This window comes from Micromonospora sp. HUAS YX12 (assembly GCF_040215685.1).
Taxonomy (GTDB): domain Bacteria; phylum Actinomycetota; class Actinomycetes; order Mycobacteriales; family Micromonosporaceae; genus Micromonospora; species Micromonospora tulbaghiae.
Window position 1 is genome coordinate 1306100 of the sequence record NZ_CP157974.1, and the last position, 24229, is coordinate 1330328.

Here is a 24229-nt window from a genome sequence, read left to right on the forward strand (position 1 = left end):
CGCAAACCCGGCTCACTCCTCGCGCTCACTGCTATCCCCCGTGTCCCGCCGCTGCCGCCGCCCGCGCCGCCACCGGAAGGGCGGCGTCGATCTGCTCCCACGCGGCGTCGTCGATCGCGGTCGAGACGAACCACGACTCGAACGCGCTCGGCGGCAGGTAGACGCCACCGGCGAGCATCGCGTGGAAGAACGCCTTGAACGCCGGCACCACCTGGGTGCGGGCGCTGTCGTAGTCGTGCACGTCCGCGTCGGTGAAGAAGACCGAGAACATGTTGCCCGCGGTGGAGAGGCGGTGCGGCACGCCGGCCGCGGACAGCGCCTCGGTGGTGAGCTTGCCCAGCGCGGCGGCGGTCTCGTCGAGCCGCCGGTAGAGCGCGTCGTCGGCCAGCCGCAGCGTGGCCAGCCCGGCCGCGCAGGCCAGCGGGTTACCGGACAGCGTGCCGGCCTGGTAGACCGGGCCGGCCGGGGCGAGCCTCGCCATGATCTCCGCGCGCCCGCCGAACGCCGCGGCGGGCAGGCCGCCACCCATGACCTTCCCGTACGTCCACAGGTCCGCGTCCGACGGGTCGAGGCCGTGCCACCCGGCGCGGGACACCCGGAACCCGGTCATCACCTCGTCGACGATGAGCAGCGCGCCGTTCGCGTGCGCGATCCGGGCCAGCTCGGAGTTGAAGCCGTCGCGGGGCGCGATCACGCCCATGTTGCCGGCGGCGGCCTCGGTGATGATCGCGGCGATGTGCTGCCCCTCGGCGGCGAACGCCTCCTCGACCGCGCGCAGGTCGTTGTACGGCAGCACGATGGTGTCGCCGGCCGCCGCGCCGGTCACGCCTGGCGAGTCGGGCAGGCCGAACGTGGCCACGCCGGAGCCGGCGGCGGCGAGCAGCGCGTCCGAGTGGCCGTGGTAGCAGCCGGAGAACTTGATGATCTTGGAGCGGCCGGTGAAGCCGCGGGCCAGCCGGATCGCCGACATGGTCGCCTCGGTGCCGGAGTTGACCAGGCGGACCTGCTCCACCGGCGTCCGCGCGATGATCTCCTCGGCCAGGTCGACCTCACCCGGCGTCGGCGTGCCGAAGCTGGTGCCGAGCGCCGCCGCCTCACGCAGCGCCTCCACCACGGCCGGGTGCGCGTGGCCGAGGATCAGCGGACCCCAGGAGCAGACCATGTCGACGTAGCGACGACCGTCGGCGTCGAAGAGCCACGGGCCCTCCCCCCGGACCATGAAGCGCGGGGTGCCGCCGACGGCACGGAACGCGCGCACGGGAGAGTTGACCCCGCCGGGCACGACGGCCTTGGCGCGGTCGAACAGGGCCTCGGAGGCCGGGGCGTCGGCCGGGTAGCGGCCGGATCCGGCGGAATGCGTCTCGGTCACGATGAGGCCATTGTGTCAGCGCCGGAGTGCTGCCTGGCAGGCACCCCGCGACGGGGGTTACCAGGCTCACCCGCCTGAGCGGCGCGGCGGGCCGGCAGCGATCAGCTCGACAGGCCCGTCGGTCGAGATCGCGATAGGCTGACCGGGTGGATCGTGCCGAACTGTCCATCACCGTACACCGGACGGGTGACGAAGCCGTGCTTCGCCTGGCCGGTGAGATCGACATGCTCACGGCCGCCCAGCTCTCGACGGTGGTCAACGAGGTGCTGGCGGATCCGCCCCCGCGCATCGTGCTCGACCTGGCCGGGGTCACGTTCTGCGACTCGCAGGGCCTCGGCACGCTCGTGGTGCTCAGCCGCAAGGCCAGTCACACCCAGTGCCTGCTGATCCTCACCAACGTCGGCGACTTCCTGATCCGCGTCCTGGACATCACCGGCCTCCGCAGCGCCCTGATGATCCGCAACGAAGCCACCCCCTGACTCCCGGGGTTCTCCCCCGCGATCTTGCACTTGCGGCCCTCCGTGCGGGTGATTCGCCCGCTTTGTCGGGGCCACAAGTGCAAGATCAACGCGGCCTAGGCCACGGGGAGATCGCGGCGGCGGAACGTCAGCAGGCCTGCTGTGGCCAGGGTCACCGCCAGGGCGGTCAGCACGTAGAGCGGGGTGGGGGTCCACGCGTCGCGGAGCACCTGCGGGGTGTGCGTGAACGGGGACACGTCCAGCAGCCACTGGTCCAGCTCCAGCACGGCGCCGAGCTGCCCGAGCAGCACGCAGACCGCCAGCACCACCCAGGCGGCGGACGCGAGCCGGGGCAGCAGGCCGTAGAGGAGCACGGCGAGCCCGGCCAGCACCCACGCGGCAGGCACCTGGGCCAGGCCGGCGGCGAGCATCCGGCCCAGCTGGCGAGGCACGTCACCGGTGCTCAGGCCGTACGTCAGGCCGGTCGCCAGCCCGGTCACCGCGAGCACCACCACCGGGCCGAGCAGCGCGAACGCCACATGTGAGAGCAGCCAGGCCGAGCGCCGCGTACCGGTGGCGAGCACCGGCTCCGCGTGCCCGGCGGACTCCTCGGCGCGCATCCGCAGCGCGGCCTGGATGCCGTACCCGGCGGCGGCCAGCCCGGCCAGGCTCAGCGTGACCCCCAGGTACGCGTCGGCCATCCCGGACGCCCCGCCGAGCCGGGCCACGATCTCCTCCATCCGCGGGCTGCCCTCGACCGACCGCCCGGCCGCCTCGGCCGCGCCCCCGAGGATCAGCCCGAGCAGGCCGAATCCGACCGACCACCAGAGGATCTGCCCCCGGTGCAGCCGCCAGGCCAGGCCGAACGGACCGGACAGGGCGCCGCCCGCAGTGGCCGGGCCGAGCCGGGGCGGCAGCACGCCCGCGCCCAGGTCACGGCGGACCGAGATCGGGTACGCGAGCGCGGCGAGCAGCACCGTGGCGGCAAGCGGCAGCAGAAGCACCCACCACCGCTCCCCCTCGTACGGGCGAACGCGGGCGCCCCAGCCCAACGGGGACAGCCAGCTCGGCCAGTCGTTGCCGGCGGTGTCCCCGGCCAGGCGCAGCCCGAACGCGGCGCCGAGACCGGCGAGGCCGATGCCCCGTGCCCCGCCGGCGGTCTCGGTGAGCTGGGCGGCCAGCCCGCCGAGCGTCGCGAAGACCACACCGGTCAGCACGGTGACCAGCCCGTACGCGACCGAGCCGCCCACCGGCAGCCCGGCCGAGACCAGCCCGGCGGCGGTGAGCAGCCCGAGCGCCACGTCGGCCGCGTACGTGACGAGCAGCGCGGCGGTCAGCCCGGCGTGCCGCCCGAGCACGCTGCCGCCGAGCAGTTCCCGCCGCCCGGCCTCCTCCTCGGTGCGGGTGTGCCGGATGACTGTGAGCAGGCTCGCCAGCGCGACGACGAGCAGCAGGAAGCCGCTGCGCTGGGCGGTCAGCCCGCCGATGCTGTCGCCGTACGCCGGGCCGAGCAGCGCGACGATCGACGGGTTGCGGGCGGTGCCCTCCAGGTACGCGGCCCGCTCGGCGGCGGTCGGGAACAGCTCGGAGAAGCTGGCCGCGTACGTCATCGGCAGCACCGCGAGGACCAGCACCCACAGCGGCAGCAGGAGGCGGTCCCGGCGCAGGATCAGCCGGACCAGGTGGCGCGTGCCGGTGAGCGCACTCATGACCGGTCCGCCGTCTCTTGGCGCGCCGCGTCGGTGGAGGGCGCCGACTCGGAGGACGCCGTCTCGTAGTGCCGCAGGAACAGTTCCTCAAGCGTGGGCGGTGTGCTGACCAGGCTGCGTACGCCGAGTTCGGTGAGCCGGCGCAGCGCGGCGTCGAGCGACGCGGTGTCCACGGCGAAGCGGACCCGCTGCCCGTCCACCCGCAGGTCGTGCACACCGGGCAGGTCGGCCAGCCCGTCCAGCGGCGCGGTGACCTCCGCGTCGATCGCGGTGCGGTGCAGGTGGCGCAGGTCGCCGAGCGTGCCCGACTCCACCGTCCGGCCGGCCCGGATGATCGTCACCCGGTCGCAGAGCGCCTCCACCTCGGCGAGGATGTGGCTGGAGAGCAGCACCGTGCGCCCGTCCTGCCGGGCCCGGCGGACCCAGTGCTGGAAGACCTCCTCCATCAGCGGGTCGAGCCCGGAGGTCGGCTCGTCGAGGATGAGCAGCTCGACGTCGGAGGCGAGCGCCGCGACCAGGCCGACCTTCTGCCGGTTGCCCTTGGAGTAGGTGCGGCCCTTCTTGCGCGGGTCCAGCTCGAACGACTCCAGCAGCTCGGCGCGGCGTTTCGGGTCGAGCCCGCCGCGCAGCCGGCCGAGCAGGTCGATCACCTCGCCGCCGCTGAGGCCGGGCCAGAGCGTGACGTCGCCGGGCACGTACGCGAGGCGGCGGTGCAGCGCCACCGCGTCCCGCCAGGGGTCGCCACCCAGCAGCCGGACGGCCCCCGCGTCCGCCCGCAGCAGGCCGAGCAGCACCCGGATGGTGGTCGACTTGCCGGAGCCGTTCGGGCCCAGGAAGCCGTGCACCTCTCCGGTGCGGACGGTCAGGTCGAGCCCGTCCAGAGCCCGGGTGCGGCCGAAGGTCTTCACCAGGCCGGACACATCGATTGCCGTTTCCATACTTCAGAAGCTACGCTTGTTTCACAAACTTGTGAAGACTGTAGGGTCACGGGGTGAGCGTCGAGGAGCCGACCATGAACGTGCCGCCCCACCAAGACGAGGAAGAGGTCCACCTCTTCGTCGAGCGGATGGCGATGGCCTTCGCCGACGTGGGCTTCCCCCGAATGGCCGCCCGGGTCCTGTTCACGGTGATGAGCGCCGACGGCCCGCTCACCGCGGGCGAGATCGCCGAGCGGCTCGGCGTCAGCGCGGCGGCGGTGAGCGGCGCGGTGCGCTACCTGACCCAGTTCGCCATGCTGGTCCGCGAGCCGGTCAAGGGCTCCCGGCGCGACCGCTACCGGATGCCCGACAACCCGTGGTACGAGGCGACCATCACCAAGACCACGCTCTACAAGAACTTCATCGACATCGCCGCCGGCGGGGTCGACGCGCTGCACGGCCGCAGCACCCCGGCCGGTGAGCGGGTCGCCGAGATGCGCGACTTCTTCCTCTTCGTACAGGAGGAACTGGAGTCGCTCGGCGACCGCTGGCGGGCCCGGCGGGCCGCGACCGGGCACGGCGGCCCGGCCGGCGGCTGAACCGTCAGCGGGTGTTGCCCCAGCGCGCCTGCTCCAGCAGCTCCACCGCGCGGTCCCGGGCCGACGGGTCGTCGTCGGCGCGCAGCAGCGCTGTCGCCTCGTCCACCGCGTCGGTCAGGTGCCGCCACTGGAGATCCCGCTCCCGCACCAGATCCGACTGGGCGGCGAGCTGCCGCGTCTTCACCCACAGGTCGACGAACACGGTCACCTTGGCCCGCAGCACCCACGGGTCGAACGGCTTGGTCAGGTAGTCGACCGCACCGGCCGCGTAGCCGCGCAGCGCGAGCTGGGCGTCCTTGTCCGCGGCGGTCAGGAAGATGATCGGTACGTGCCGGGTGCGCTCGCGCCGCTTGATGTGGGTGGCGGTCTCGAAGCCGTCCATGTCCGGCATCTGGGCATCCAGCAGGATCACCGCGAAGTCGTCCACCAGGAGCTGCTTGAGCGCCGCCTCGCCGCTCTCCACCGCGACCGACTGCACCGGGAGACCCTGGAGGATCGCCTCCAGCGCCATCAGGTTCTCCCGCCGGTCGTCCACCAGCAGGGCCTTGGCCGTCTGCGTCACGCCTTCTCCTCGCCTCGGCTCCGGCCGATCCAGGACGCCATCAGTTCGATCAGCTCGTCCAGGTCCACCGGCTTGGTGATGTAGTCGCTGCCGCCGGCGCTGAGCGCCGACTCCCGGTCGCCGGGCATCGCCTTCGCGGTCAGGAAGACGATCGGCAGGTCCGCGAACCGGTGGTTGCGGCGGATCTGCGCGGTCGTCTCGTACCCGTCCTGGTCCGGCATCATGGCGTCCATCAGGACGATGTCCACCTCCGGGTGCTCGGCGAGCTGGCGGACGCCGTCCGCCCCGTTGTCCGAGTACAACACGGTCATCCCGTGCAGTTCCAACGCGGACGTCAGCGCGAACACGTTCCGCACGTCGTCGTCGATGATCAGCACGGTCACGCCGTCCAGGCGCCGGGTGGCGGGCGTCTCCTGCGGCTGCGGCAGCTCCATCGGCATGAGCAGCGACGACGGCAGGCCCGCGCGGCTCGGCGACGGCGGCGCCGGCGCCACCACCGCGTCCGGCGCCAGCACATCGGGTACGAAGAGAGTGAACGTCGAACCCTGACCGGGCGCGGACGAGACGGTGATCGTGCCGCCGAGCAGGCGGGCCAGATCCCGGCTGATGGACAGCCCGAGGCCGGTGCCGCCGTAGCGCCGGCTGGTGGTGCCGTCCGCCTGCTGGAACGCCTCGAAGATCAGCGACAGCTTGTCGTCCGAGACCCCGATGCCGGTGTCGATCACGGTGAACGCGATCACCCGCTGCGCGTTCGTCAGCGCCGGCACGTCGAAGACGGCGTTCTCGGCCGCCGGGCCGATGCGCAGCGTCACGGCGCCGTTGTCGGTGAACTTCACCGCGTTGGACAGCAGGTTGCGCAGGATCTGCTGCAACCGCTGGGCGTCGGTGACCAGCGCGGGCGGCAGATCGGGGCTCACCCGTACCTGGAAGTCCAGGCCCTTCTCCTCGGCCTGCGGCGCGAACGCCTGCTCCACGTAGCCGCGGATCTCGGCGAAGTGGATCTCGGTGGGCTCCACGTCCATCCGGCCCGCCTCGATCTTGGACAGGTCGAGGATGTCGTCGATCAGCGAGAGCAGGTCGGACCCGGCGCCGTGGATGGTCCGGGCGAACTCGATCTGCTTCGCGCTGAGGTTGCGCTCCGGGTTCTCGGCCAGCAGCCGGGCCAGCAGGAGCAGCGAGTTCAGCGGCGTACGCAGCTCGTGGCTCATGTTCGCCAGGAACTCCGACTTGTACGCCGACGCGCGGGTGAGCTGCTGCGCCTTCTCCTCCAGGCCGAGGCGGGCCAGTTCGATCTCCCGGTTCTGCGTCTCGATGTTGGCCTTCTGCTCGGACAGCAGCTTCGCCTTGTCCTCCAGCTCGGCGTTGGTGCGCTGCAACTCGGCCGACTGGTCCTGCATCTCGTGCGCCAGCCGCTGCGACTGCGCCAGCAGCTCCTCCGTACGCCGGTTGGCCTGGATGGTGTTGACCGCGACGCCGATGGTGAGCACCAGCCGCTCCAGGAACGCCAGGTGCAGCTCGGAGAAGGTGGCCACGCCGGCGAACTCGATCACGCCGAGCAGCTCGCCCTCGAACTGGACCGGCAGCACCACCAGGTCGGCCGGGGGCGTGTCGGCCAGCCCGGACCGTACGACGAGTCGCCCGTCCGGCTGCGCCTTGACCCGGATCGTCCGGCGCGACAACGCGGCCTGCCCGACCAGCCCCTCACCCGGGCCGAACGTGACGTCGTGGCCGCGTGCCACGTACCCGTAGGAGGCGGTGAGCCGCAGCCGCATGCTGCCCTCGGAGCTGTCCGCCAGGAAGAACGCGCCGAGTTGCGCGTCCACCAGCGGGGTCACCTCCTGCATGATCATGCGGCAGACCTCGCCCAGGTCGCGCTGGCCCTGGAGCAGACCACCGATCCGGGCCAGGTTCGAGTCCAGCCAGCCCTGCTCGGCGTTCTTCTTGGTCGTCTCCCGGAGGGTGACGATCATCTGGTTGATGTTGTCCTTCAGTTCGGCGACCTCGCCCTGCGCCTTCACGTTGATCCGCTGGGTCAGGTCGCCGCGGGTCACCGACGTGGAGACCTGCGCGATGGCGCGCAACTGCGTGGTCAGGGTCGAGGCGAGCTGGTTGACGTTCTCGGTGAGGTCGCGCCACGTACCGGAGACGCCCTTGACCTGGGCCTGACCACCCAGCTTGCCCTCGGTACCCACCTCGCGGGCCACCCGGGTCACCTCGTCGGCGAACGAGGAGAGCTGGTCCACCATCGTGTTGACGGTGTTCTTCAGCTCCAGGATCTCGCCCTGCGCGTCCACCGTGATCTTCTGACCCAGGTCGCCGTTCGCCACGGCGGTGGTGACGGAGGCGATGTTGCGGACCTGGCTGGTCAGGTTCGACGCCATCGAGTTCACGTTGTCGGTCAGGTCACGCCACGTACCGGAGACGCCCTTGACCTGGGCCTGACCGCCGAGCTTGCCCTCGGTACCCACCTCACGGGCCACCCGCGTGACCTCGTCGGCGAACGACGAGAGCTGGTCCACCATCGTGTTGACAGTGGACTTCAGCTCCAGGATCTCGCCCTGCGCGTCCACGGTGATCTTCTGCGACAGGTCACCCTTCGCGACAGCGGTCGACACCTGGGCGATGTTGCGCACCTGCGCGGTCAGGTTCGACGCCATCGAGTTCACGTTGTCGGTCAGGTCGCGCCAGGTGCCCGCGACGCCGCGCACCTGGGCCTGGCCGCCGAGCTTGCCCTCGGTGCCCACCTCGCGCGCCACGCGCGTCACCTCGTCGGCGAACGACGAGAGCTGGTCCACCATCGTGTTCACGGTGGACTTCAGCTCCAGGATCTCGCCCCGGGCGTCCACAGTGATCTTCTGCGACAGGTCACCCTTCGCCACGGCAGTGGTGACCGAGGCGATGTTGCGGACCTGGCTGGTCAGGTTCGACGCCATCGAGTTCACGTTGTCGGTGAGATCACGCCACGTACCCGAGACGCCCTTGACCTGGGCCTGACCACCCAGCTTGCCCTCGGTACCCACCTCGCGCGCCACCCGGGTCACCTCGTCGGCGAACGAGGAGAGCTGGTCCACCATCGTGTTGACGGTGTTCTTCAGCTCCAGGATCTCGCCCTGCGCGTCCACTGTGATCTTCTGACCCAGGTCGCCCTTGGCCACAGCGGTGGAGACCTGGGAGATGTTGCGGACCTGGCTGGTCAGGTTGCCGGCGAGCTGGTTGACGTTCTCGGTGAGGTCGCGCCAGGTGCCGGAGACGCCGCGCACCTGCGCCTGACCGCCCAGCTTGCCCTCGATGCCCACCTCACGGGCCACCCGCGTCACCTCGTCGGCGAAAGACGAGAGCTGGTCCACCATCGTGTTCACGGTGTCCTTCAGCTCCAGGATCTCGCCCTGGGCGGCCACCGTGATCTTCTGCGACAGGTCGCCCTTCGCGACAGCCGTCGACACCTGGGCGATGTTGCGCACCTGCGCGGTCAGGTTCGACGCCATCGAGTTGACGTTGTCGGTCAGGTCCTTCCACGTGCCGGCCACGCCCGGCACCTCGGCCTGGCCGCCCAGCTTGCCCTCGGTGCCCACCTCGCGCGCCACCCGGGTCACCTGCTCGGCGAACAGCCGCAGCGTGTCGGTGAGCGAGTTCATCGTGTCGGCCAGCTCGGCCACCTCGCCGCGCGCCCCGACCGTGATCTTCTGCGACAGGTCGCCCTTCGCGACGGCTGTGGCCACCTGGGAGATCGACCGCACCTGCCCGGTGAGGTTCGACGCCATGGTGTTCACCGAGTCGGTGAGGTCCTTCCAGGTGCCGGCCACCCCGCGTACGTCGGCCTGGCCGCCCAGCTTCCCCTCGGTGCCCACCTCACGGGCCACCCGCGTCACCTCGTCGGCGAACGAGGAGAGCTGGTCCACCATCGTGTTCACGGTCCGGCCGATGCGCAGGTACTCACCGCGCAGCGGGCGACCGTCGATCTCCAGCGCCATGTGCTGGGACAGGTCGCCGTCGGCCACCGCCACGATGACCCGGGCGATCTCGGTGGTCGGCCGGCCCAGGTCGTCGATGAGCGAGTTGACCGCCCGCTGCCCCTCCGCCCAGGAGCCGTCCAGGCCCTCGTCGTCCAGGCGCTCGGTGAGCCGGCCGTCGCGGCCGACGATCCGGCTGATCCGCCGCAGGTCCAGGTGCTGCCGTTCCTGCAACGACACCACGTCGTTGAAGGCGTCGGCGACCTCACCGGGCAGTCCCGCCCGCCGGGGCAGGCGCACCCGGAGATCGCCGCGCCCCACCCGGCGCAGCGCCTCGACCAGTTCACCGAGGAGCACCTCGTGGTCGGACGCGGACGGGTCAGCGGTCACCGACTGATTCACCGTGGCCATCGCTCCTCGCTCCGCTCGGGCTCGTGCGGTCACACGGGCCATCCCATCATTGTGCCGCGCGATCCGTCGAGGTCACCCCGGGTGATCGCGCGTCACGTGCGGTATCAACCCGGGTGGTGGGTTCGCCGGGACGCTTGGCACCCGGGGTGGGCGCGGTGGAGGATACGAAGATGTCAGCGGAGGCAGGGCCGGCCAGCGGCGGCGCGGACGAGCGCGTCCGCCGGGTCCGCCTCCCCGCCGACCGCCGCACCCCGGCGGCGGCCCGCGCGCTGGTCCGCACCATGCTGCTCGAAGCGCGGCTGCCCGAACTGCTGAACGAGGCGCTGCTGCTCACCACCGAGCTGACCACCAACGCTGTCGAACACGCGCGAACCGAACTGGACATCGAGGTCGACACCGACCGCAACGGTCTCACCGTGACCGTCACCGACTTCGCCTCCGGCCCGGTCGACGAGCTGATCGTCGGCGTGCGCAACACCACGTCCGACATCACCGAGGTGGCTGCCAGAGGGCGCGGGCTGCTGCTCGTCGATCACTTCTCCAGCCGGTGGGGCACGACCTACCTGCCCACCGGCAAGGGCGTCTGGTTCCGCCTGGACCGGCCCGGCCCCGGCGGGTCCGCCAGGCCGTCGGCCGGCCCGCTGCGCGTCGCCGAACCGGAACGGACCGGCGACGGTACGCCGAGCGCCGCGGCGATGAGCGACCTGATGCAGATCACCCCCGACGCGTACGCCGACGAGCCGCTGCCCGAGTTCGCCACCGCGCTGCTGAACCGGGTCGCCGAGATGGTGGGCGCCGCCGGTGGCACGGTCCGGCTGGACCGGGGCGACGGACTCGGCACCCAGGTCTTCGCCCGGTACGGCCGCCCGCCGCGCGAGGGCAACGAACTGCTGCGCGTACCGCTGGCGGTGCACCGGCCGTACGCCGGTGAGCTGGAGCTGGACGCGGCGCCCTCGGCGTACGCCCGGCCGCTCGCCGTACTGGCCGCCGAACGGCTGTCGCTGCACCTGGAGAACGATCGGCTGCGCCGCGCCGACGTACGGCGGTCCACCTGGCTGACCTTCCTGGCCGAGGCCAGTGAGCTGCTCGCCCAGTCGCTCGACGTCGAGCTGACCATGGCGCTCGTCCCGCAGCTCGTGGTGCCCCGGCTCGGCCAGTGGTGCGCCGTGCACACCACCGACGAGTGGGGCCGGCTGCGCCTCGCCGCGTCCAGCCACGCCGACGAGGCGATGCTCCCGCAGCTGCACCGGATCCTCCAGGAGACCGGCCCGGACTCGATCCAGTCCCGGCTGCGCGAGGCGTCCCGCAACGCCGCCCAGGTGCCGCTCGGCGGGCCGATGGAGGGCTTCGCCGTACCGTTGATCGCCCGTGGCCAGCGGCTCGGCACCCTCGCCGTGGGCCGGCACCAGCGGCACCGGCACGACCCGGACGAGGTGTCGGTGCTGGAGGACGTGGCCCGCCGGGCCGCCCTCGCCATCGAGAACGCCCGCATCCACGCCGAGCGCCGCCGGGTGGCCCAGACGCTCCAGCAGTCGCTGCTGCCGCCGGTGCTCCCGGTGGTCGAGGGCATCGGCTTCGCCGCCGAGTACGTCCCGACCGGCGACGACGCGGAGGTCGGCGGCGACTTCTACGACGTGCTCCCGCTGCCGGACGGCCGCTGGCTCGTGGTGGTCGGCGACGTGTCAGGCAAGGGTGTGCAGGCTGCCGCCGTGACCGGGCTGGTCCGGGACGTGATCCGGGTGCTCGTCGGCGACGGCAAACCGCTGCCCGAGGTGCTCGGCCGGCTCAACGAGACGCTCGTCGAGCGCGGCGGCGGACGCTACTGCACGCTGGCGCTGGCGGCTGTCGCACCCGGCGCCGGCGACCAGCTCGACGTCTCGCTGCACCTGGCCGGCCACGACCGCCCGGTACTGCTGCACGGCGGTGGCGGCGCGACCTTCGTCGGCGCCGGCGGTACGGCGCTGGGCCTGCTCGACTCGATCACCACACCGACCGCCGAGCTGACGCTCAAGCCCGGCGACGCGCTGATCTTCTACACCGACGGGGTCACCGAGCGGCGGCGCGGACGGGAGCTGTTCGGCACCGACCGGCTCCGCGAGTCGGCGGCGCCGCTGGCCGGGTACTCGGCCGACGTGGTGGCCGCACGGCTGCGCGCCGCCACCATCGCCTTCTCGGTCGAGCCCCCACGCGACGACATAGCCATCCTGGTCCTCCGAAACGACACCCCGTAGCCCTCCCGCCGGCCCGCCCCGGCTCCGGCTCCGGCTCCGGCTCCGGCTCCGGCTCCGGCTCCGGCTCCGGCTCCGGCTCCGGCTCCGGCTCCGGCTCCGGCTCCGGCGATCATGAACTTAGCTGCTTGATTCGCCCCGTTCCTCCCCGTCAACTTCATGGTCAACCCGCTTTCGCGCCGTCGCGGACGCCTCAGCCCCCCGTCGTGGCGCCTCAGCCGGCCCTTCGCGCGCTTCGCCCGCCCCGCCGACGGTCATCAAGGAGTTCGGGGCTTGGGGAGGTGCGGAATCCGACACAAACTCCTTGATCACCGGCTTGGTCAGGGCCGGAGGTGAGCGGGCCGGAGGGTGGTGCGGGGCACCAGGTGGGCTGGGGTGGGTCAGAGGCCTCCGGGGAGGCGGCCGGGGGCCAGGCGGTGGTGCGGGTCGAGGTGGGCCTTGGCGCTGCGCAGGCGCGGCAACGCGGGCAGCTCGCCCCAGAGGTCGACGGCACGGCGTACCGCCGCGGGTGCGGCCACCACCACGCACCGGCCCCGCCGGGCGATCAGCACGCTGCGGACGGCGGTGAGTATCGAAGCGACCCGCTCGGGCGGCAGCGCGCCGGACAGGGCGGCGTGGACGGTGCCCGAGCCGGCCGAGCCGCGTACCGGCACCGGGCCGCCGGTGGCGTCGCGCACCGCGTAGACGGCGGCGTGCAGGTCGTTGATCGGCACCTCGATGCGCAGCGCCGTGTCGCCGGGCGCGAAGGGGTAACGCCCCCACCATTCCGGCGCGTGGTGACTGACCATCGCCTCGGCGCCGAGGACGGCGGTGAGCCGCTCGGCCCGCTCGGTCACGTCGGCCGGGCCGCCCTCCAGCAGCACCACCAGGCTGCCCGCCGCGGGTCGCCCGGTCACGGCGGGATGGTCGGGGCGGTTGACCACCGATGGGTGCGTCGGCGGAATGCGACGCCGGGGCAGCGGCACCGGCACGGGCAGGTCAAGTTCGACGGCGGCCGGATCGACACCCGCGGCCAGTACGGCCCGGACCAGGTCGTGCACCTCCAGGGGCGTCCAGACCGGACGGGACACCCAGAGCCGGCCGGCCGGCGCGGCGTGCACCCGCATGGTGGCCGAGACCAGCACGCCGAGCCCGCCCTGTGAGCCGCAGAGCAGGCGGGCCACGTCCAGCCCGGGCACCTCGCCCCGCCCGAGGATCGCGTCCCCGCCACCCGGATCTCCGGCGGACGCACCACCGGCACCCCAGCCCGCGCCACCCGCCGAACCACCGGCGCCCCAGCCGGGACCGTCCGCCGGACCGCCAGGTCCAAAGCCGGCACCCCACCGGGCGCCACCACCCGCCGGACCGCGCTCGCCGGGCCGGCCACCGCCACCGCCCGGGGCGGCCCGGCCGAGCGCCTCCGTGCCGGACTCGCCGACGCTCACCAGCTCGCCGTCGGCGTCGAGGTAGCGCACCCCGACGAGCTGGGCGCACGGGCTGCCGTGCCGGTGACGCAGCGGACCGGACTCGTCTGCGGCGAGCACCCCGCCGAGCGTCGCGCCCGGCGAGGGCGCGTCGACCGGCAGCCGCCGGTTGGTGCGCGCGAGCGTGGCCTGGACCGCGCGCAGCGGCGTACCGGCGCCGATGTCGGCCACCGCCGCCTCGCGCGGCTCGTGCCAGACCCCGGCGAGGCGGCCGGTGTCGAGCATGATGTCCACCTGCGCCGGGGCGGCACCCCAGTCGATCTTCGTGCCGGCGCCGCGGGGCACCACTGTCAGGTCGTGCGCGGCGGCCAGCCGCAACACCTCCGCCGCGGCGTGCGGGCCGCCCGGCACGGCCACCCACCGGGCGGTACGGCCGGCCACCTCGTCGGCCGGGCCGGCGAAGCGGGCGAACGGGTCACCGCAGATCGCGGCCAGCTTCCGGGTGATGTCGAGGGCTTCGAGTCGCTCGGTGGAACGTGCCGCATCCGCCATGGCGGTTATCGTACACATGTTCGAAAGACCTGGCGGCGAGTCGCGGGATTCGGTCGGCGGGCGAGCCCGGCGGCGGCCCGGCGACCGGTAACGTGGCGCCGTGACCGAAACCCCACCGCCCGTCGCCAAGCGTGTCCCGACCGAGCGCGTCCACCACGGTGACACCGTGATCGACGAGTATGCCTGGCTCGCCGTCAAGGACGACCCGGACACGATCGCGTACCTGGACGCCGAGAACGCGTACACCGAGGCGCGCACCGCCCACCTGGCCGGGCTGCGCGCGGAGCTGTTCGAGGAGACGCGCCGGCGCACCCAGGAGACCGACCTGTCGGTGCCGACCCGCAAGGACGGCTACTGGTACTACACCCGCACGGTCGAGGGGCAGCAGTACGGCGTGCACTGCCGGCGCGCGGTCCGGCCGGGCGAGACGGCGCCCCCGGTCAGCGCGGACGGCGCCCCGCTCGACGGCGAGGAGGTGCTGCTCGACGGCAACCAGCTCGCCGAGGGGCACGACTTCTTCTCGCTCGGCGCGTTCGACGTCAGCCCGGACGGGCGCTGGCTGGCCTACTCCACCGACTTCTCCGGCGACGAGCGGTTCACGCTTCGGATCAAGGATCTGACCACCGGCGAGTCGCTGCCGGACGAGGTGCCGGACACGTTCTACGGCACGGCCTGGTCGAGTGACGCGTCCACGCTGTTCTACGTGACGGTGGACGAGGCGTGGCGGCCGAACCGGGTCTGGCGGCACAGCGTCGGCACGGCGTCCACCGAGGACGTGGTGGTCTACTCCGAAGACGACGAGCGGTTCTGGGTCGGCGTCGAGCTGACCCGCTCGGAGCGCTTCGTGGTCATCGACATCCACAGCAAGATCACCAGCGAGGTGTGGGTGATCCCGGCGTCCAACCCGACCGGCGAGCCCGCCGTCGTGGCGCCGCGGCGTCAGGGCATCGAGTACGCGGTGGAGCACCACGGCCACCGCTTCCTGATCCTGCACAACGACGGCGCGGAGGACTTCGCGCTGGCGTACACCTCGGCGGACACGCCGGGCGAGTGGGAGCCGCTGATCCCGCACACGCCGGGTACCCGGCTGGAGGCGGTCGACGCGTTCGAGAACCACCTCGTGGTGTCGCTGCGCGCCAACGGCCTGACCGGCCTGCGGGTGCTGCCGGTGGGCAGCGACGACAGCTGGGACATCGACTTCCCCGAGCCGATCTACAGCGTGGGGCTGGACGCGAACCCGGAGTACCGCACGAACGAGGTCCGGCTGCGCTACACCTCACTCGTCACCCCCGACTCGGTCTACGACTACGACCTGGTGACCCGCGAGCTGACGCTGCGCCGGCAGAAGCCGGTCCGCCCCGGGCCGGACGGGCGGGCGTACGACCCGGCCGACTACGAGCAGCACCGGGACTGGGCGCTCGCCGACGACGGCACCCGCGTACCGATCTCGCTCGTCTGCCGCCGCGACACCCCGCGCAACGGCTCGGCGCCCGCCGTCATCTACGGCTACGGCTCGTACGAGGCGAGCATGGACCCGTGGTTCTCGATCGCCCGGCTGAGCCTGCTCGACCGTGGCGTGATCTTCGCGGTGGCGCACATCCGCGGCGGCGGCGAGCTGGGCCGTCGCTGGTACGACGAGGGCAAGCTGCTGGCCAAGAAGAACACGTTCACCGACTTCGTGGCCTGCGCCCGGCACCTGGTCAAGGCGGGCTGGACGGCGAGCGACCGGCTGGTCGCCCGGGGTGCCTCGGCCGGTGGCCTGCTGATGGGCGCGGTGGCGAACCTCGCCCCGGACGCGTTCACCGGGATCGTCGCGCAGGTGCCGTTCGTGGACGCGCTCACCTCGATCCTCGACCCGTCGCTGCCGTTGACGGTCACCGAGTGGGAGGAGTGGGGCAACCCGCTCGACGACCCCGAGGTCTACGCGTACATGAAGTCGTACACGCCGTACGAGAACGTGACCACCGCCGAGTACCCGGCCATCCTTGCGGTGACCAGCCTCAACGACACCCGCGTGCTCTACCACGAGCCGGCCAAGTGGATCGCCCGGCTGCGGTCGTTCGCGCCGGCCGGCGACTACCTGCTCAAGACCGAGATGGGCGCGGGCCACGGCGGCCCCAGCGGCCGGTACGACTCCTGGCGCGAGGAGGCGTTCGTCAACGCCTGGATCCTCGACCGCGTCGGCCGAGCGTGAAGGAAGGGCCCCTTATTAACAGACGTCTGTTAATAAGGGGCCCTTCCTTACACCTGGGCGAGCGCGGCGGACAGCACATGCGGGTCGGCGTTCCCGCCGGTGACCACCGCGACGGTGCGGCCGGCCGGCAGCTCGTCGCGGTGGAACAGCCGGGCGGCCAGGGCGACCGCGCCGCTCGGCTCGGCCACCAGCCGGGCGTCCCGGAGCAGCCGGCCGGTGGCCGCCATGATCTCGTCCTCGGTCACCGTGACGATGCCGTCGAGCCGGTCGCGCAGGTGGGCCAGGGTCAACGCGGACAGGCTGGTCCGCAGTCCGTCGGCGCACGTCCAGTAGGTGCGTTCGACGTCCCAGACGACCACCTCACCGGCGGCGAGCGACTCCTGGGCGTCGGCGGCGAGCACGGGCTCCACGCCGATCACGGCGGCGGACGGGCGCAGCGCCTTGACCGCGGTGGCCACGCCGGAGCCGAGCCCGCCGCCGCCGACCGGCACCAGCACCACGTCGACGTCCGGCAGGTCGGCGACGATCTCCAGCCCGATGGTGCCCTGCCCGGCGATGACCGCCGGATGGTCGAACGGCGGCACCAACGCCGCGCCGGTCTCCGCCACGATCCGTTCCGCCTCGGCGAGCCGTCGGGCGGGCGGAACCAGCCGTACGTCCGCGCCGAGCGCCCGCATCCGGGCCACCTTGATCTCCGGCGCGCCCTCGGGGACCACCACGGTGCAGGGCGCGCCGAGGGCGCGGGCCGCGTACGCCAGGGCCTGCCCGTGGTTTCCCGACGAGTGGGTGACCACGCCCCGGGCCCGGGTCGCCGGATCGAGCCGGGCCACCGCGTGGGTGGCGCCGCGCAGCTTGAACGACCCCACCGGTTGCAGGTTCTCCGGCTTGAGCCACAACTCGTCGTCCCAGAGCGTCGGCACCAGCGGGGTCCGCAGCACGGTGCCGGCCACGTCGTCGGCGGCGGCCCGGACGTCGGCGATCGAGATCAGCTCCATCGGACCAACCTAGACTGCCGGGATGAGCGAGGAGGAGCCCTCGGTGGCGCGACGGGGACCGACGTGGCTGATCCTCGTGGTGGTCGCCGCCGCGCTCGTCGTCTGCTGCTGTTCGACGGTGATCGGCCTGGTCGTCGCCGGCTCGGCCGGGCTGCTCGGCCGCTGAGTGAATGGTGGTGTCAGGAACGGCCCGCGCGGCGCACCACGCGGGCCGCCCGGATTCAGCGGGTCCAGGCGGGGTCGCGCCCGGCCCGGCCGAGCAGCGCGTCCATGCTGTCCGGAGCCGCGCCGGTCGGCACCGGCGGGCCGAACGCGCCCATCTTCTGCCCCGTGTCGCCCATCCGGTCCATGAACTCGTGCCCCGCCGCCACCACTGCGGGGTCCACGGTCAGATCCTGGCCGGTGGCCCGCGCCAGATCCCACCCGTGGATGGTGAGGTCGATCAGGGCCATCATGCCGACCGTCTCCTGCGGCAGTCCCATGCCAGGGGAGACGCCCTCCTGCGTGGACGGGTCGGACCACGCCTCGGTCAGCCGGGCCGCCTCGGTCGCGAACCGGTCCCGCCAGCCGTCGGTCAGGTGGTCGGTCTTGCCGGACCAGTCGACCTCCTCCCGGCGGGCCAGCGCCTGGAAGTTGACCACCACGTCGAACAGGTGGCCGAGCAGGTCGCGCACGGTGTAGTCGGGACAGGGCGTGGGCAGGACGAGCTGGTCGTCGGAGATGCCGCGCACCACCGCGACCGTACGCGGCGCCGCGACGGCGAGCAGCTCGCTGGTCTTCGTAGTCATAGGGGCAGCCTATGAGGACGGTCGCGATGGAACGCGCCACGGACCGGCAGGTCCGGTTCCGGCGCCGGCCGGCCGCTGCGGTGACCGCGCTGGTCGAGCAGATCCGCGCCGCCCTTGCTCTGCACCCATGCACGCACCAGTTCTCCCGCCAACCGAGATCACCCTCTCATTTGTCGGGACCAGGGAAGATCTTGGAAGGAAAGTGCCCCCATAGGGGCCTTCCCGTACCAAGATCTCGCAGGGGCTTTTCGCCCGCACTCCACAGGAGATCAGGGAGACCGACAGCGACGCATACAGAAAGTGACGGGCGCAACGGAGAGCCGTCAACCAAGGTCAACATTGAATGCCTGCTCAGCCGCCTGATGCGCTGATGGCTGCAGAGCAAAGGCGGCAGCGAGCGCGTCGTCCACCCGGCGTCGGATGTAGCGCAGCGTGACGGAGGACGCGGTGCGGCTCAGCGGCGGCGGACCGCCACCACCGCCACGTCGTCGTGGATCTCCGGCGGCGCCAGCTCGACGAGCAGCCGCCGGCAGAAATCGTCCAGGTCGTCGTCCACCCGGGTGGCGGCCACGCCGAGCGCCGCCATGCCGTCGTCGATCGTGGCGTCCCGCCGCTCGATCAGCCCGTCGGTGTAGAGCACGAGCGTGGTGCCGGCGGGCAGCACGAACTCCAGGTCCGGCGGGCGCGGTGCGCGTACGCCGAGCAGCGGCGCGGACTGCGTGACGAACTCGATCCGCCCGTCCCGGCTCAGCAACGCCGGCAGGTGCCCGGCGCTGGCCATCCGGACCTGCCCGGTCGACGGGTGCAGCAGCAGGACGCAGATGGTCGCCAGCTCGGTCGGCAGCAGGTTGCGCATCAGCTCGTTGACCCGGTCCAGGATCACACCCGGCTGGTGCCCCTCGACCGCGTACGCCCGCACCGCGTGCCGCAGCTCGGCCATCACGGTGGCGGCGTGCAGCGAGTGCCCGGCCACGTCACCGATCGCCACCAGCAGGTGCCCGTCGAGCATCACCAGCTCGTAGAAGTCGCCGCCCACCTCGGTCTGCGCGCTCGCCGGCTCGTACCGGACGGCCAGGTCCAGGCCGGCGACGTCGGGCAGCCGCTGCGGAAGCAGGCTGCGCTGCAACGTCACCGCGATCCGGTGCTCCTCGTCGAAGGACCGCTGCGCCTCCACCGCCGACGCGACCGCCTGGGCGAGCTGCACCAGCACCGGCGTGCGTACGGTCTGGGTGGCGGTCGGCACCACCACGTACAGCGGGGCCCGGTCCTCGCGCAGCCGGGACGCGGCCACCGTCACGGTGTCGCCGTCCGGCCAGCCGGTCAGCGCCCAGTTGGCCGGCTCGTCGACGCGTACCCGGGTGCCGATCGGCACTCCGGTGTCGTCCACCACCCACGGCACGATGGTGGCCGGCGTGTGCGGGTCGGCCGCCACCCCGGCCAGGCAGTCCCCGTCGAACGTCTCCGCGACGACCGCCGCCGGGGCCTTGAAGATCCGCGCCGCGCCGCTCGCGGCGGCCTCCAGCAGCCGGACGAAGTTCGGCGTCGCGTGCATCTCCACAGTGGCGTCGGCGAGCGCGGCGAGCCGTTCGGCGAGCTGCTCGGCCCGCCGCCGGGCCTGGTAGTAGCGCAGCACCGCGTGGGCGGTGGCGACCAGTTCCTCCGGCTCGATCGGCTCGGCCAGGTAGGCGTCCGCGCCCCGGGTGAGGCCCTGCGCCCGGTCGACCACGTCGACCGCGTGCGCGGAGACGTGCACGACCGGGATCGACGGGTACGCCTCCTTGATCCGCTCGCACACCTCGAAGCCGCTCATGTCGGGCAGCCGCACGTCGAGCACCACGAGGTCGATGTGTTCCCGGGCCACCCGCTCCAGCGCCGCCGTGCCGTTCTCGGCCTCGACGGTGACGAAGCCGGCCCGGTTCAGCCAGTTGACCAGCAGGTATCGCTTGGGGCCGCTGTCGTCGACCACAAGCACGGTCACCGGCCCGCCGTCCACCGTCACGCTCCGCCCGCGGGGAGGACCACTGTGAACGTACTGCCCCGGCCGGGTTCGCTGGTCAGCTTCAGTGTCCCGCCGAGCAGCGTGACCAGCCGCCGCGCGTACGGCAGGCCGAGCCCGGTGCCACCGACCCGGGTCGTGCCGGGCACCTGGTAGAACTCCTCGAAGACCCGTTCTTGCAGCTCCGGCGGGATGCCCACACCGGTGTCGGTGACCGACAGCGTCCACTGCTCGCCACGGCGCTCGGCGCGCAGGCGTACCTCGCCGCGCTCGGTGAACTTCAGCCCGTTGTGCAGCAGGTTGCGCAGCACCTGGGCGAGCAGCACCTCGTCCGAGCGGACCGTCGCCGGGGCCGGCGGTTCCTCGACCACCAGCTCCACCTCGGGGCGGGAGGCGAGCGCCCGCAGCGTGCCGCGCAACTGCCCGAACACGGCGCGCAGATCGACGTCGGACCAGTGCGGCTCGATCCGGCCCGACTCCGCCTTGGCCAGGTCGAGCAGCTCGTTGACCAGGCCCAGCAGGTCACCCGCCGAGGAGCGGATCAGCCCCACCTGGCGGGCCTGTTCGCCGGTGAGCGGGTCGGAGGCGGAGTCGGCGAGCAGCCGGGCCAGGCCGATGATCGCGGTGACCGGGGCGCGCAGCTCGTGGCTGACGTTGGCCAGGAACCGGCTCTTCGACTCGCTCGCCGCCCGCAGCTGGGCGGACTTCTCGTCCAGCTCGGCGTAGAGCGCGACCACGCCGCGGTTGGTCTCCTCCAGCTCCTCGGTGAGCTGGTTGTAGAGCGCCATCACGCCCCGGTTGGTCTCCTGGAGTTCGGAGTTGAGCACCGCCAGCTCGTCGCGCTGGCTGCGTACCTCGTCGAGGGCGGCGATGAGCTGCGCGTTCTGGGCGGCCAACTCGTCCAGCGCGGAACCCGGCGCGCGCTCGGCCAGCTCGGCGCGAAGCTCGGCGGCACGCTCCGCCGTCAGCTTCTCGGCGTGGTCGGGCACTCGTCGGGACATCCTCACGACCGTATCGCCCTCGACGGCCACCACCCGCAACGTGTCCACCAGACGTGCGACGGCGCCGGACTGCGGCTCGTACCGTTCACCGGGGAGCGGACGCAGCGGCGCCAGGTCCACCTGGAGAACCTGGCGGCCCGCGGCGTCGCGGTCGAGGGCGAACGTCACGTCCGCGCCGTCGACCCCGTGCAACAGCTCCCGGGCCACCTCGCTGAGCGCGGTGGCGATCCGTACCTGGTCCTGGTGTTCCAGCCCGACCGCCGCGGCGACCTCCCGGCCACGCTGCCGAACCAGGAAGATGTCCTGCTCCACCCGGAGCGCGAGGTGCAGGAGGGGTTCGGTCATGCCGCCCCCCGGGCCACCAGGACACAGGCGTCGTCGCGGCGGACACCGGCGTCACGCAGCAGGGTCGCGGCGGCCAGCAGCGGGTTGCGGCCGGCGAGCCCGGGATAGTCGTCCAGATCCCAGCGATCCACCACCCCGTCACTGTGCATGACCAGGGTGGCGTCGCGCGAGAAGGGGTAGTCGTACCCGCGGATCGCCGGACGCTGGTGCCCGGCGATGCCCGGCAGCGAGACCAGCCCGCGCCGCCGCTCGCCCGGGGCGACGATCATCGCGGCGATGTTGCCGAGTCCGGCGTAGCGGAGCACTCCGGAGGCCGGATCCGGTTCGGCCACCGCGAGCGCGGCTCCCCGGGTGTGCGAGATGGCGGCGTGCAGGTGCCGCACCACAACGTCCGGCGGCCCGTCCGGCGCCGCGCGGAACGCGGAGACGGCGGCGCCGGTCGCGGCGGCGGCCAGCGGACCGTGGCCCAGCCCGTCGGAGACCAGCACCTGCCGCCGGCCGTCGACCTGGCGGACCGCGTACCCGTCGCCGCTGCTCTGCTCGCCGGTGATCGGCCGGGCCAGCCCGGCCGCCCAGTCCGGCTCCGGCGGTACGGCGTCCCAGACCTGGACGACCAGGACGGTGCCCCGGCCCGGCGACGAGTAGCCGTCGAACCGGCTCGACTGCCGGGTGATCGCGCCGAGCCCGATGCCGAGCGTGCCCGCGGTGGAGTGGCCGTCGACGGAGGAGAGCGTGAGGTCGGCCATGCCGGGGCCGGAGTCGATCGCCACCAGCTCCACCCCGGCCTGCCCGCCCCGGCGCGCCGGACGCATCAGGAGCGTGCCCTCGCGGGCGTGCTTGACGAGGTTGCTGGTGATCTCGGCGGTGACGATGGCCAGGTCCGCGACGCGCGGCGCGCTCAGTTCGAGCTGCTGGCCGAGACGCTCGGCCGCCCGGCGTACGCTGCCGGCGGTCGCGCCGGTGTCGACCCGGAACCAGATGCCGTGGTCGGGTACCACGTCGGCGATCATCGCGACCACTTGGTGACGGTGATCCGCGTCCCCTCGCCGACAGCCGTCCGGATGTCGAAGTCGTCGACGAGCCGGCGGGCGCCGCTCAGTCCCAGGCCCAGCCCGCCGCCGGTGGTGTAGCCGTCGGTGAGCGCCAGGTCGAGGTCCGGGATGCCCGGTCCCTCGTCGGCGAAGACGATCCGCACGCCACGCCGGCGGCCGTCGGAGACGGTGCTCACCTCGGCGTTGCCCCCGCCGCCGTAGATCAGCGTGTTGCGGGCCAGCTCGCTGGCGGCGGTGACGAGCTTCGTCTGGTCGACCAGGGAGAGCCGGACCGCGACGGCTGTGGTACGCACCAACTGCCGGACCCGCACCACGTCCTCGTCGCTGCGGATCGCCTGGGTCGCCGGCACACCCAGGTCGACGCCCGTGGTCATGCCGTCGCCGTCGTCTCGGTGTCCTCGTCGTCGGCCGCCTCGTCCCACTCGTCGGCGCGGCTGGCCGCGACCAGCTCCATGCCGCGCTCGACGTTCAGCGCGGTACGGATGCCGTTGAGCGACAGCCCCAGCTCGACCAGCGTGATGGCGACGGCCGGGCGCATGCCGACCACCACCGTCTCGGCGTCCAGCACCTTCGAGATGGACGCGATGGTGGACAGCATCCGGCCGACGAAGGAGTCGACGATGTCCAGCGCCGTGATGTCGATGATCACGCCGTGGCAGCCGGTGGCGACGATCCGCTCGGCCAGGTCCTCCTGCAACTGGATCGCCGTCTGGTCGGACATGTCGACCTGGATGGAGACCAGCAGGATGTCGCCGATCTTGAGGATCGGCACCCGTTCCATCAGGACTCCCGGCGCGGGCGGCGAGCGGTGGTCTCGACCCCGGTCAGGCGCAGCACGTGGCGCAGCGCGTCGGCGAGGCTCGCCTTGGTGGCGATGTCACCGAACTCGATGCCGAGGGCGACGATCGTCTGGGCGATCTGCGGGCGGATGCCGGAGATGATGCAGTCGGCGCCCATCAGCCGGGCGGCCACCACGGTCTTGAGGATGTGCTGCGCGACCTGCGTGTCCACGGCCGGCACGCCGGTGATGTCGATGATCGCGTACGGTGAGCCGGTGTCGACGAGGGTCTGGAGCAGCCGCTCCATCACCACCTGGGCGCGGGCCGAGTCCAGCGTCCCGACCAGCGGGACGGCGACCACGCCCTCCCAGAGCTTCACCACCGGCGTGGACAGCTCCAGCAGCTGCTCCGCCTGGTCGGCGATCAGGCTCTCCCGGGCCCGGACGAACGTCTCGAAGGTGAACAGGCCCATCTGGTCGACGAGCGCGGAGAAGGAGACGAAGTCGCGCAGGGTCTCGTCGCCCTTCTCCTCCTCCATCAGCTCCAGCAGGGCGTCCTTGAGCGCGAACACGCTGATCGCGGTCTCGGTGGCGGAGAACCCCTGCCGGGCCCGGTTGGTGGACAACTCGGACAGCACCGCCCGCAGCTCACCGCCGTGCTCGTCGGCCAGGTCGGAGACGCCATGCCGACCGGCGTCGATCAACGCGCGGTGCAGCTCCTGCACCTGGCGAGCCAGCTCGGCGCGACTCAGACGGCCACGCAGCGAACCGGCGACGATCTCGATCCAGCGACTGGTCAACCGCTCCGCGTACTGAGTGAGCAAGTGGGCGAGCCGATCACCCTGTTCGGCGCTCAACGCCATGGTTGACCTCCCTGATTTGGACGGGCGGACTCTATCACCGGAGGCTGACGCGTTACTTG

19 protein-coding genes are annotated in these 24229 nt (G+C 72.5%); 5 read left to right on the top strand and 14 right to left on the bottom strand.

What is annotated here, in order from left to right; genetic code table 11:
* Window positions 1-31: 31 nt before the first annotated feature.
* Window positions 32-1369, bottom strand: a complete 1338-nt coding sequence (gene hemL, locus ABIH81_RS06510) for a glutamate-1-semialdehyde 2,1-aminomutase (RefSeq protein ID WP_349879478.1) — start codon at window positions 1367-1369, stop codon at window positions 32-34.
* 146 nt (window positions 1370-1515) lie between these two features.
* On the opposite strand from hemL, the gene ABIH81_RS06515 reads away from it, so the two are divergent.
* The gene (locus tag ABIH81_RS06515; RefSeq protein ID WP_282312214.1) at window positions 1516-1848 is read left to right on the top strand and encodes an STAS domain-containing protein; all 333 of its coding nucleotides are present in this window, start codon (window positions 1516-1518) and stop codon (window positions 1846-1848) included.
* A gap of 95 nt (window positions 1849-1943) precedes the next feature.
* Here ABIH81_RS06515 and ABIH81_RS06520 read toward each other — a convergent pair whose 3' ends face one another.
* Together ABIH81_RS06520 and ABIH81_RS06525 are read right to left on the bottom strand one after the other, a co-directional pair.
* Window positions 1944-3536 (bottom strand): ABC transporter permease, encoded by a 1593-nt coding sequence (locus ABIH81_RS06520; protein ID WP_349879479.1) that lies wholly within the window; start codon window positions 3534-3536, stop codon window positions 1944-1946.
* Entirely contained in the window at window positions 3533-4474 is a 942-nt protein-coding gene (locus ABIH81_RS06525) for an ABC transporter ATP-binding protein (protein ID WP_349879480.1), read from the bottom strand. Before ABIH81_RS06525 ends, ABIH81_RS06520 begins: the two co-directional genes overlap by 4 nt.
* 53 nt (window positions 4475-4527) lie before the next feature.
* On the opposite strand from ABIH81_RS06525, the gene ABIH81_RS06530 reads away from it, so the two are divergent.
* Window positions 4528-5052: a MarR family transcriptional regulator gene (locus ABIH81_RS06530; RefSeq protein ID WP_349879481.1), complete on the top strand. Its 525-nt coding sequence runs from the start codon at window positions 4528-4530 to the stop codon at window positions 5050-5052.
* A gap of 4 nt (window positions 5053-5056) precedes the next feature.
* Here the strand turns inward: ABIH81_RS06530 and ABIH81_RS06535 are convergent, their stop codons facing one another.
* The gene (locus ABIH81_RS06535) at window positions 5057-5614 is read right to left on the bottom strand and encodes a response regulator (protein WP_013473514.1); all 558 of its coding nucleotides are present in this window, start codon (window positions 5612-5614) and stop codon (window positions 5057-5059) included.
* Entirely contained in the window at window positions 5611-9975 is a 4365-nt protein-coding gene (locus ABIH81_RS06540; RefSeq protein ID WP_349879482.1) for a HAMP domain-containing protein, read from the bottom strand. Before ABIH81_RS06540 ends, ABIH81_RS06535 begins: the two co-directional genes overlap by 4 nt.
* Before the next feature lie 170 nt (window positions 9976-10145).
* Between ABIH81_RS06540 and ABIH81_RS06545 the strand changes: the two genes are divergently transcribed.
* Window positions 10146-12206 (top strand): SpoIIE family protein phosphatase, encoded by a 2061-nt coding sequence (locus ABIH81_RS06545; protein WP_349879483.1) that lies wholly within the window; start codon window positions 10146-10148, stop codon window positions 12204-12206.
* Window positions 12207-12583: 377 nt separating this feature from the next.
* Here the strand turns inward: ABIH81_RS06545 and ABIH81_RS06550 are convergent, their stop codons facing one another.
* A complete protein-coding gene (locus tag ABIH81_RS06550) occupies window positions 12584-14158 on the bottom strand; it encodes an FAD-binding oxidoreductase (protein ID WP_349879484.1) in 1575 nt (524 codons plus the stop codon).
* A 100-nt stretch (window positions 14159-14258) separates the two neighbouring features.
* Between ABIH81_RS06550 and ABIH81_RS06555 the strand changes: the two genes are divergently transcribed.
* Entirely contained in the window at window positions 14259-16352 is a 2094-nt protein-coding gene (locus tag ABIH81_RS06555) for a S9 family peptidase (protein WP_349879485.1), read from the top strand.
* A 47-nt stretch (window positions 16353-16399) separates the two neighbouring features.
* On the opposite strand, the gene ABIH81_RS06560 is transcribed toward ABIH81_RS06555, so the two are convergent.
* A complete protein-coding gene (locus ABIH81_RS06560; protein WP_349879486.1) occupies window positions 16400-17347 on the bottom strand; it encodes a threonine/serine dehydratase in 948 nt (315 codons plus the stop codon).
* Between the two features lie 22 nt (window positions 17348-17369).
* Between ABIH81_RS06560 and ABIH81_RS06565 the strand changes: the two genes are divergently transcribed.
* Entirely contained in the window at window positions 17370-17513 is a 144-nt protein-coding gene (locus ABIH81_RS06565; protein WP_349879487.1) for a hypothetical protein, read from the top strand.
* A 55-nt stretch (window positions 17514-17568) separates the two neighbouring features.
* Here ABIH81_RS06565 and ABIH81_RS06570 read toward each other — a convergent pair whose 3' ends face one another.
* The 7 genes from ABIH81_RS06570 to ABIH81_RS06600 all read right to left on the bottom strand — a co-directional run bounded on the left by ABIH81_RS06570 (window position 17569) and on the right by ABIH81_RS06600 (window position 24170).
* Entirely contained in the window at window positions 17569-18135 is a 567-nt protein-coding gene (locus tag ABIH81_RS06570; RefSeq protein WP_349879488.1) for a TIGR03086 family metal-binding protein, read from the bottom strand.
* 454 nt (window positions 18136-18589) lie between these two features.
* The gene (locus ABIH81_RS06575; RefSeq protein ID WP_349879489.1) at window positions 18590-20128 is read right to left on the bottom strand and encodes a SpoIIE family protein phosphatase; all 1539 of its coding nucleotides are present in this window, start codon (window positions 20126-20128) and stop codon (window positions 18590-18592) included.
* A gap of 2 nt (window positions 20129-20130) precedes the next feature.
* Complete coding sequence (locus tag ABIH81_RS06580) at window positions 20131-21477, bottom strand: sensor histidine kinase (RefSeq protein WP_349879490.1); 1347 nt, start codon at window positions 21475-21477, stop codon at window positions 20131-20133.
* Complete coding sequence (locus ABIH81_RS06585; RefSeq protein WP_349881025.1) at window positions 21474-22487, bottom strand: SpoIIE family protein phosphatase; 1014 nt, start codon at window positions 22485-22487, stop codon at window positions 21474-21476. The genes ABIH81_RS06580 and ABIH81_RS06585 overlap by 4 nt, the downstream gene beginning before the upstream one ends.
* The gene (locus ABIH81_RS06590) at window positions 22484-22903 is read right to left on the bottom strand and encodes an ATP-binding protein (protein WP_349879491.1); all 420 of its coding nucleotides are present in this window, start codon (window positions 22901-22903) and stop codon (window positions 22484-22486) included. Before ABIH81_RS06590 ends, ABIH81_RS06585 begins: the two co-directional genes overlap by 4 nt.
* Window positions 22900-23310, bottom strand: a complete 411-nt coding sequence (locus ABIH81_RS06595; protein WP_349879492.1) for an STAS domain-containing protein — start codon at window positions 23308-23310, stop codon at window positions 22900-22902. The genes ABIH81_RS06590 and ABIH81_RS06595 overlap by 4 nt, the downstream gene beginning before the upstream one ends.
* A complete protein-coding gene (locus ABIH81_RS06600; RefSeq protein ID WP_349879493.1) occupies window positions 23310-24170 on the bottom strand; it encodes an STAS domain-containing protein in 861 nt (286 codons plus the stop codon). The genes ABIH81_RS06595 and ABIH81_RS06600 overlap by 1 nt, the downstream gene beginning before the upstream one ends.
* Window positions 24171-24229: the final 59 nt, after the last annotated feature.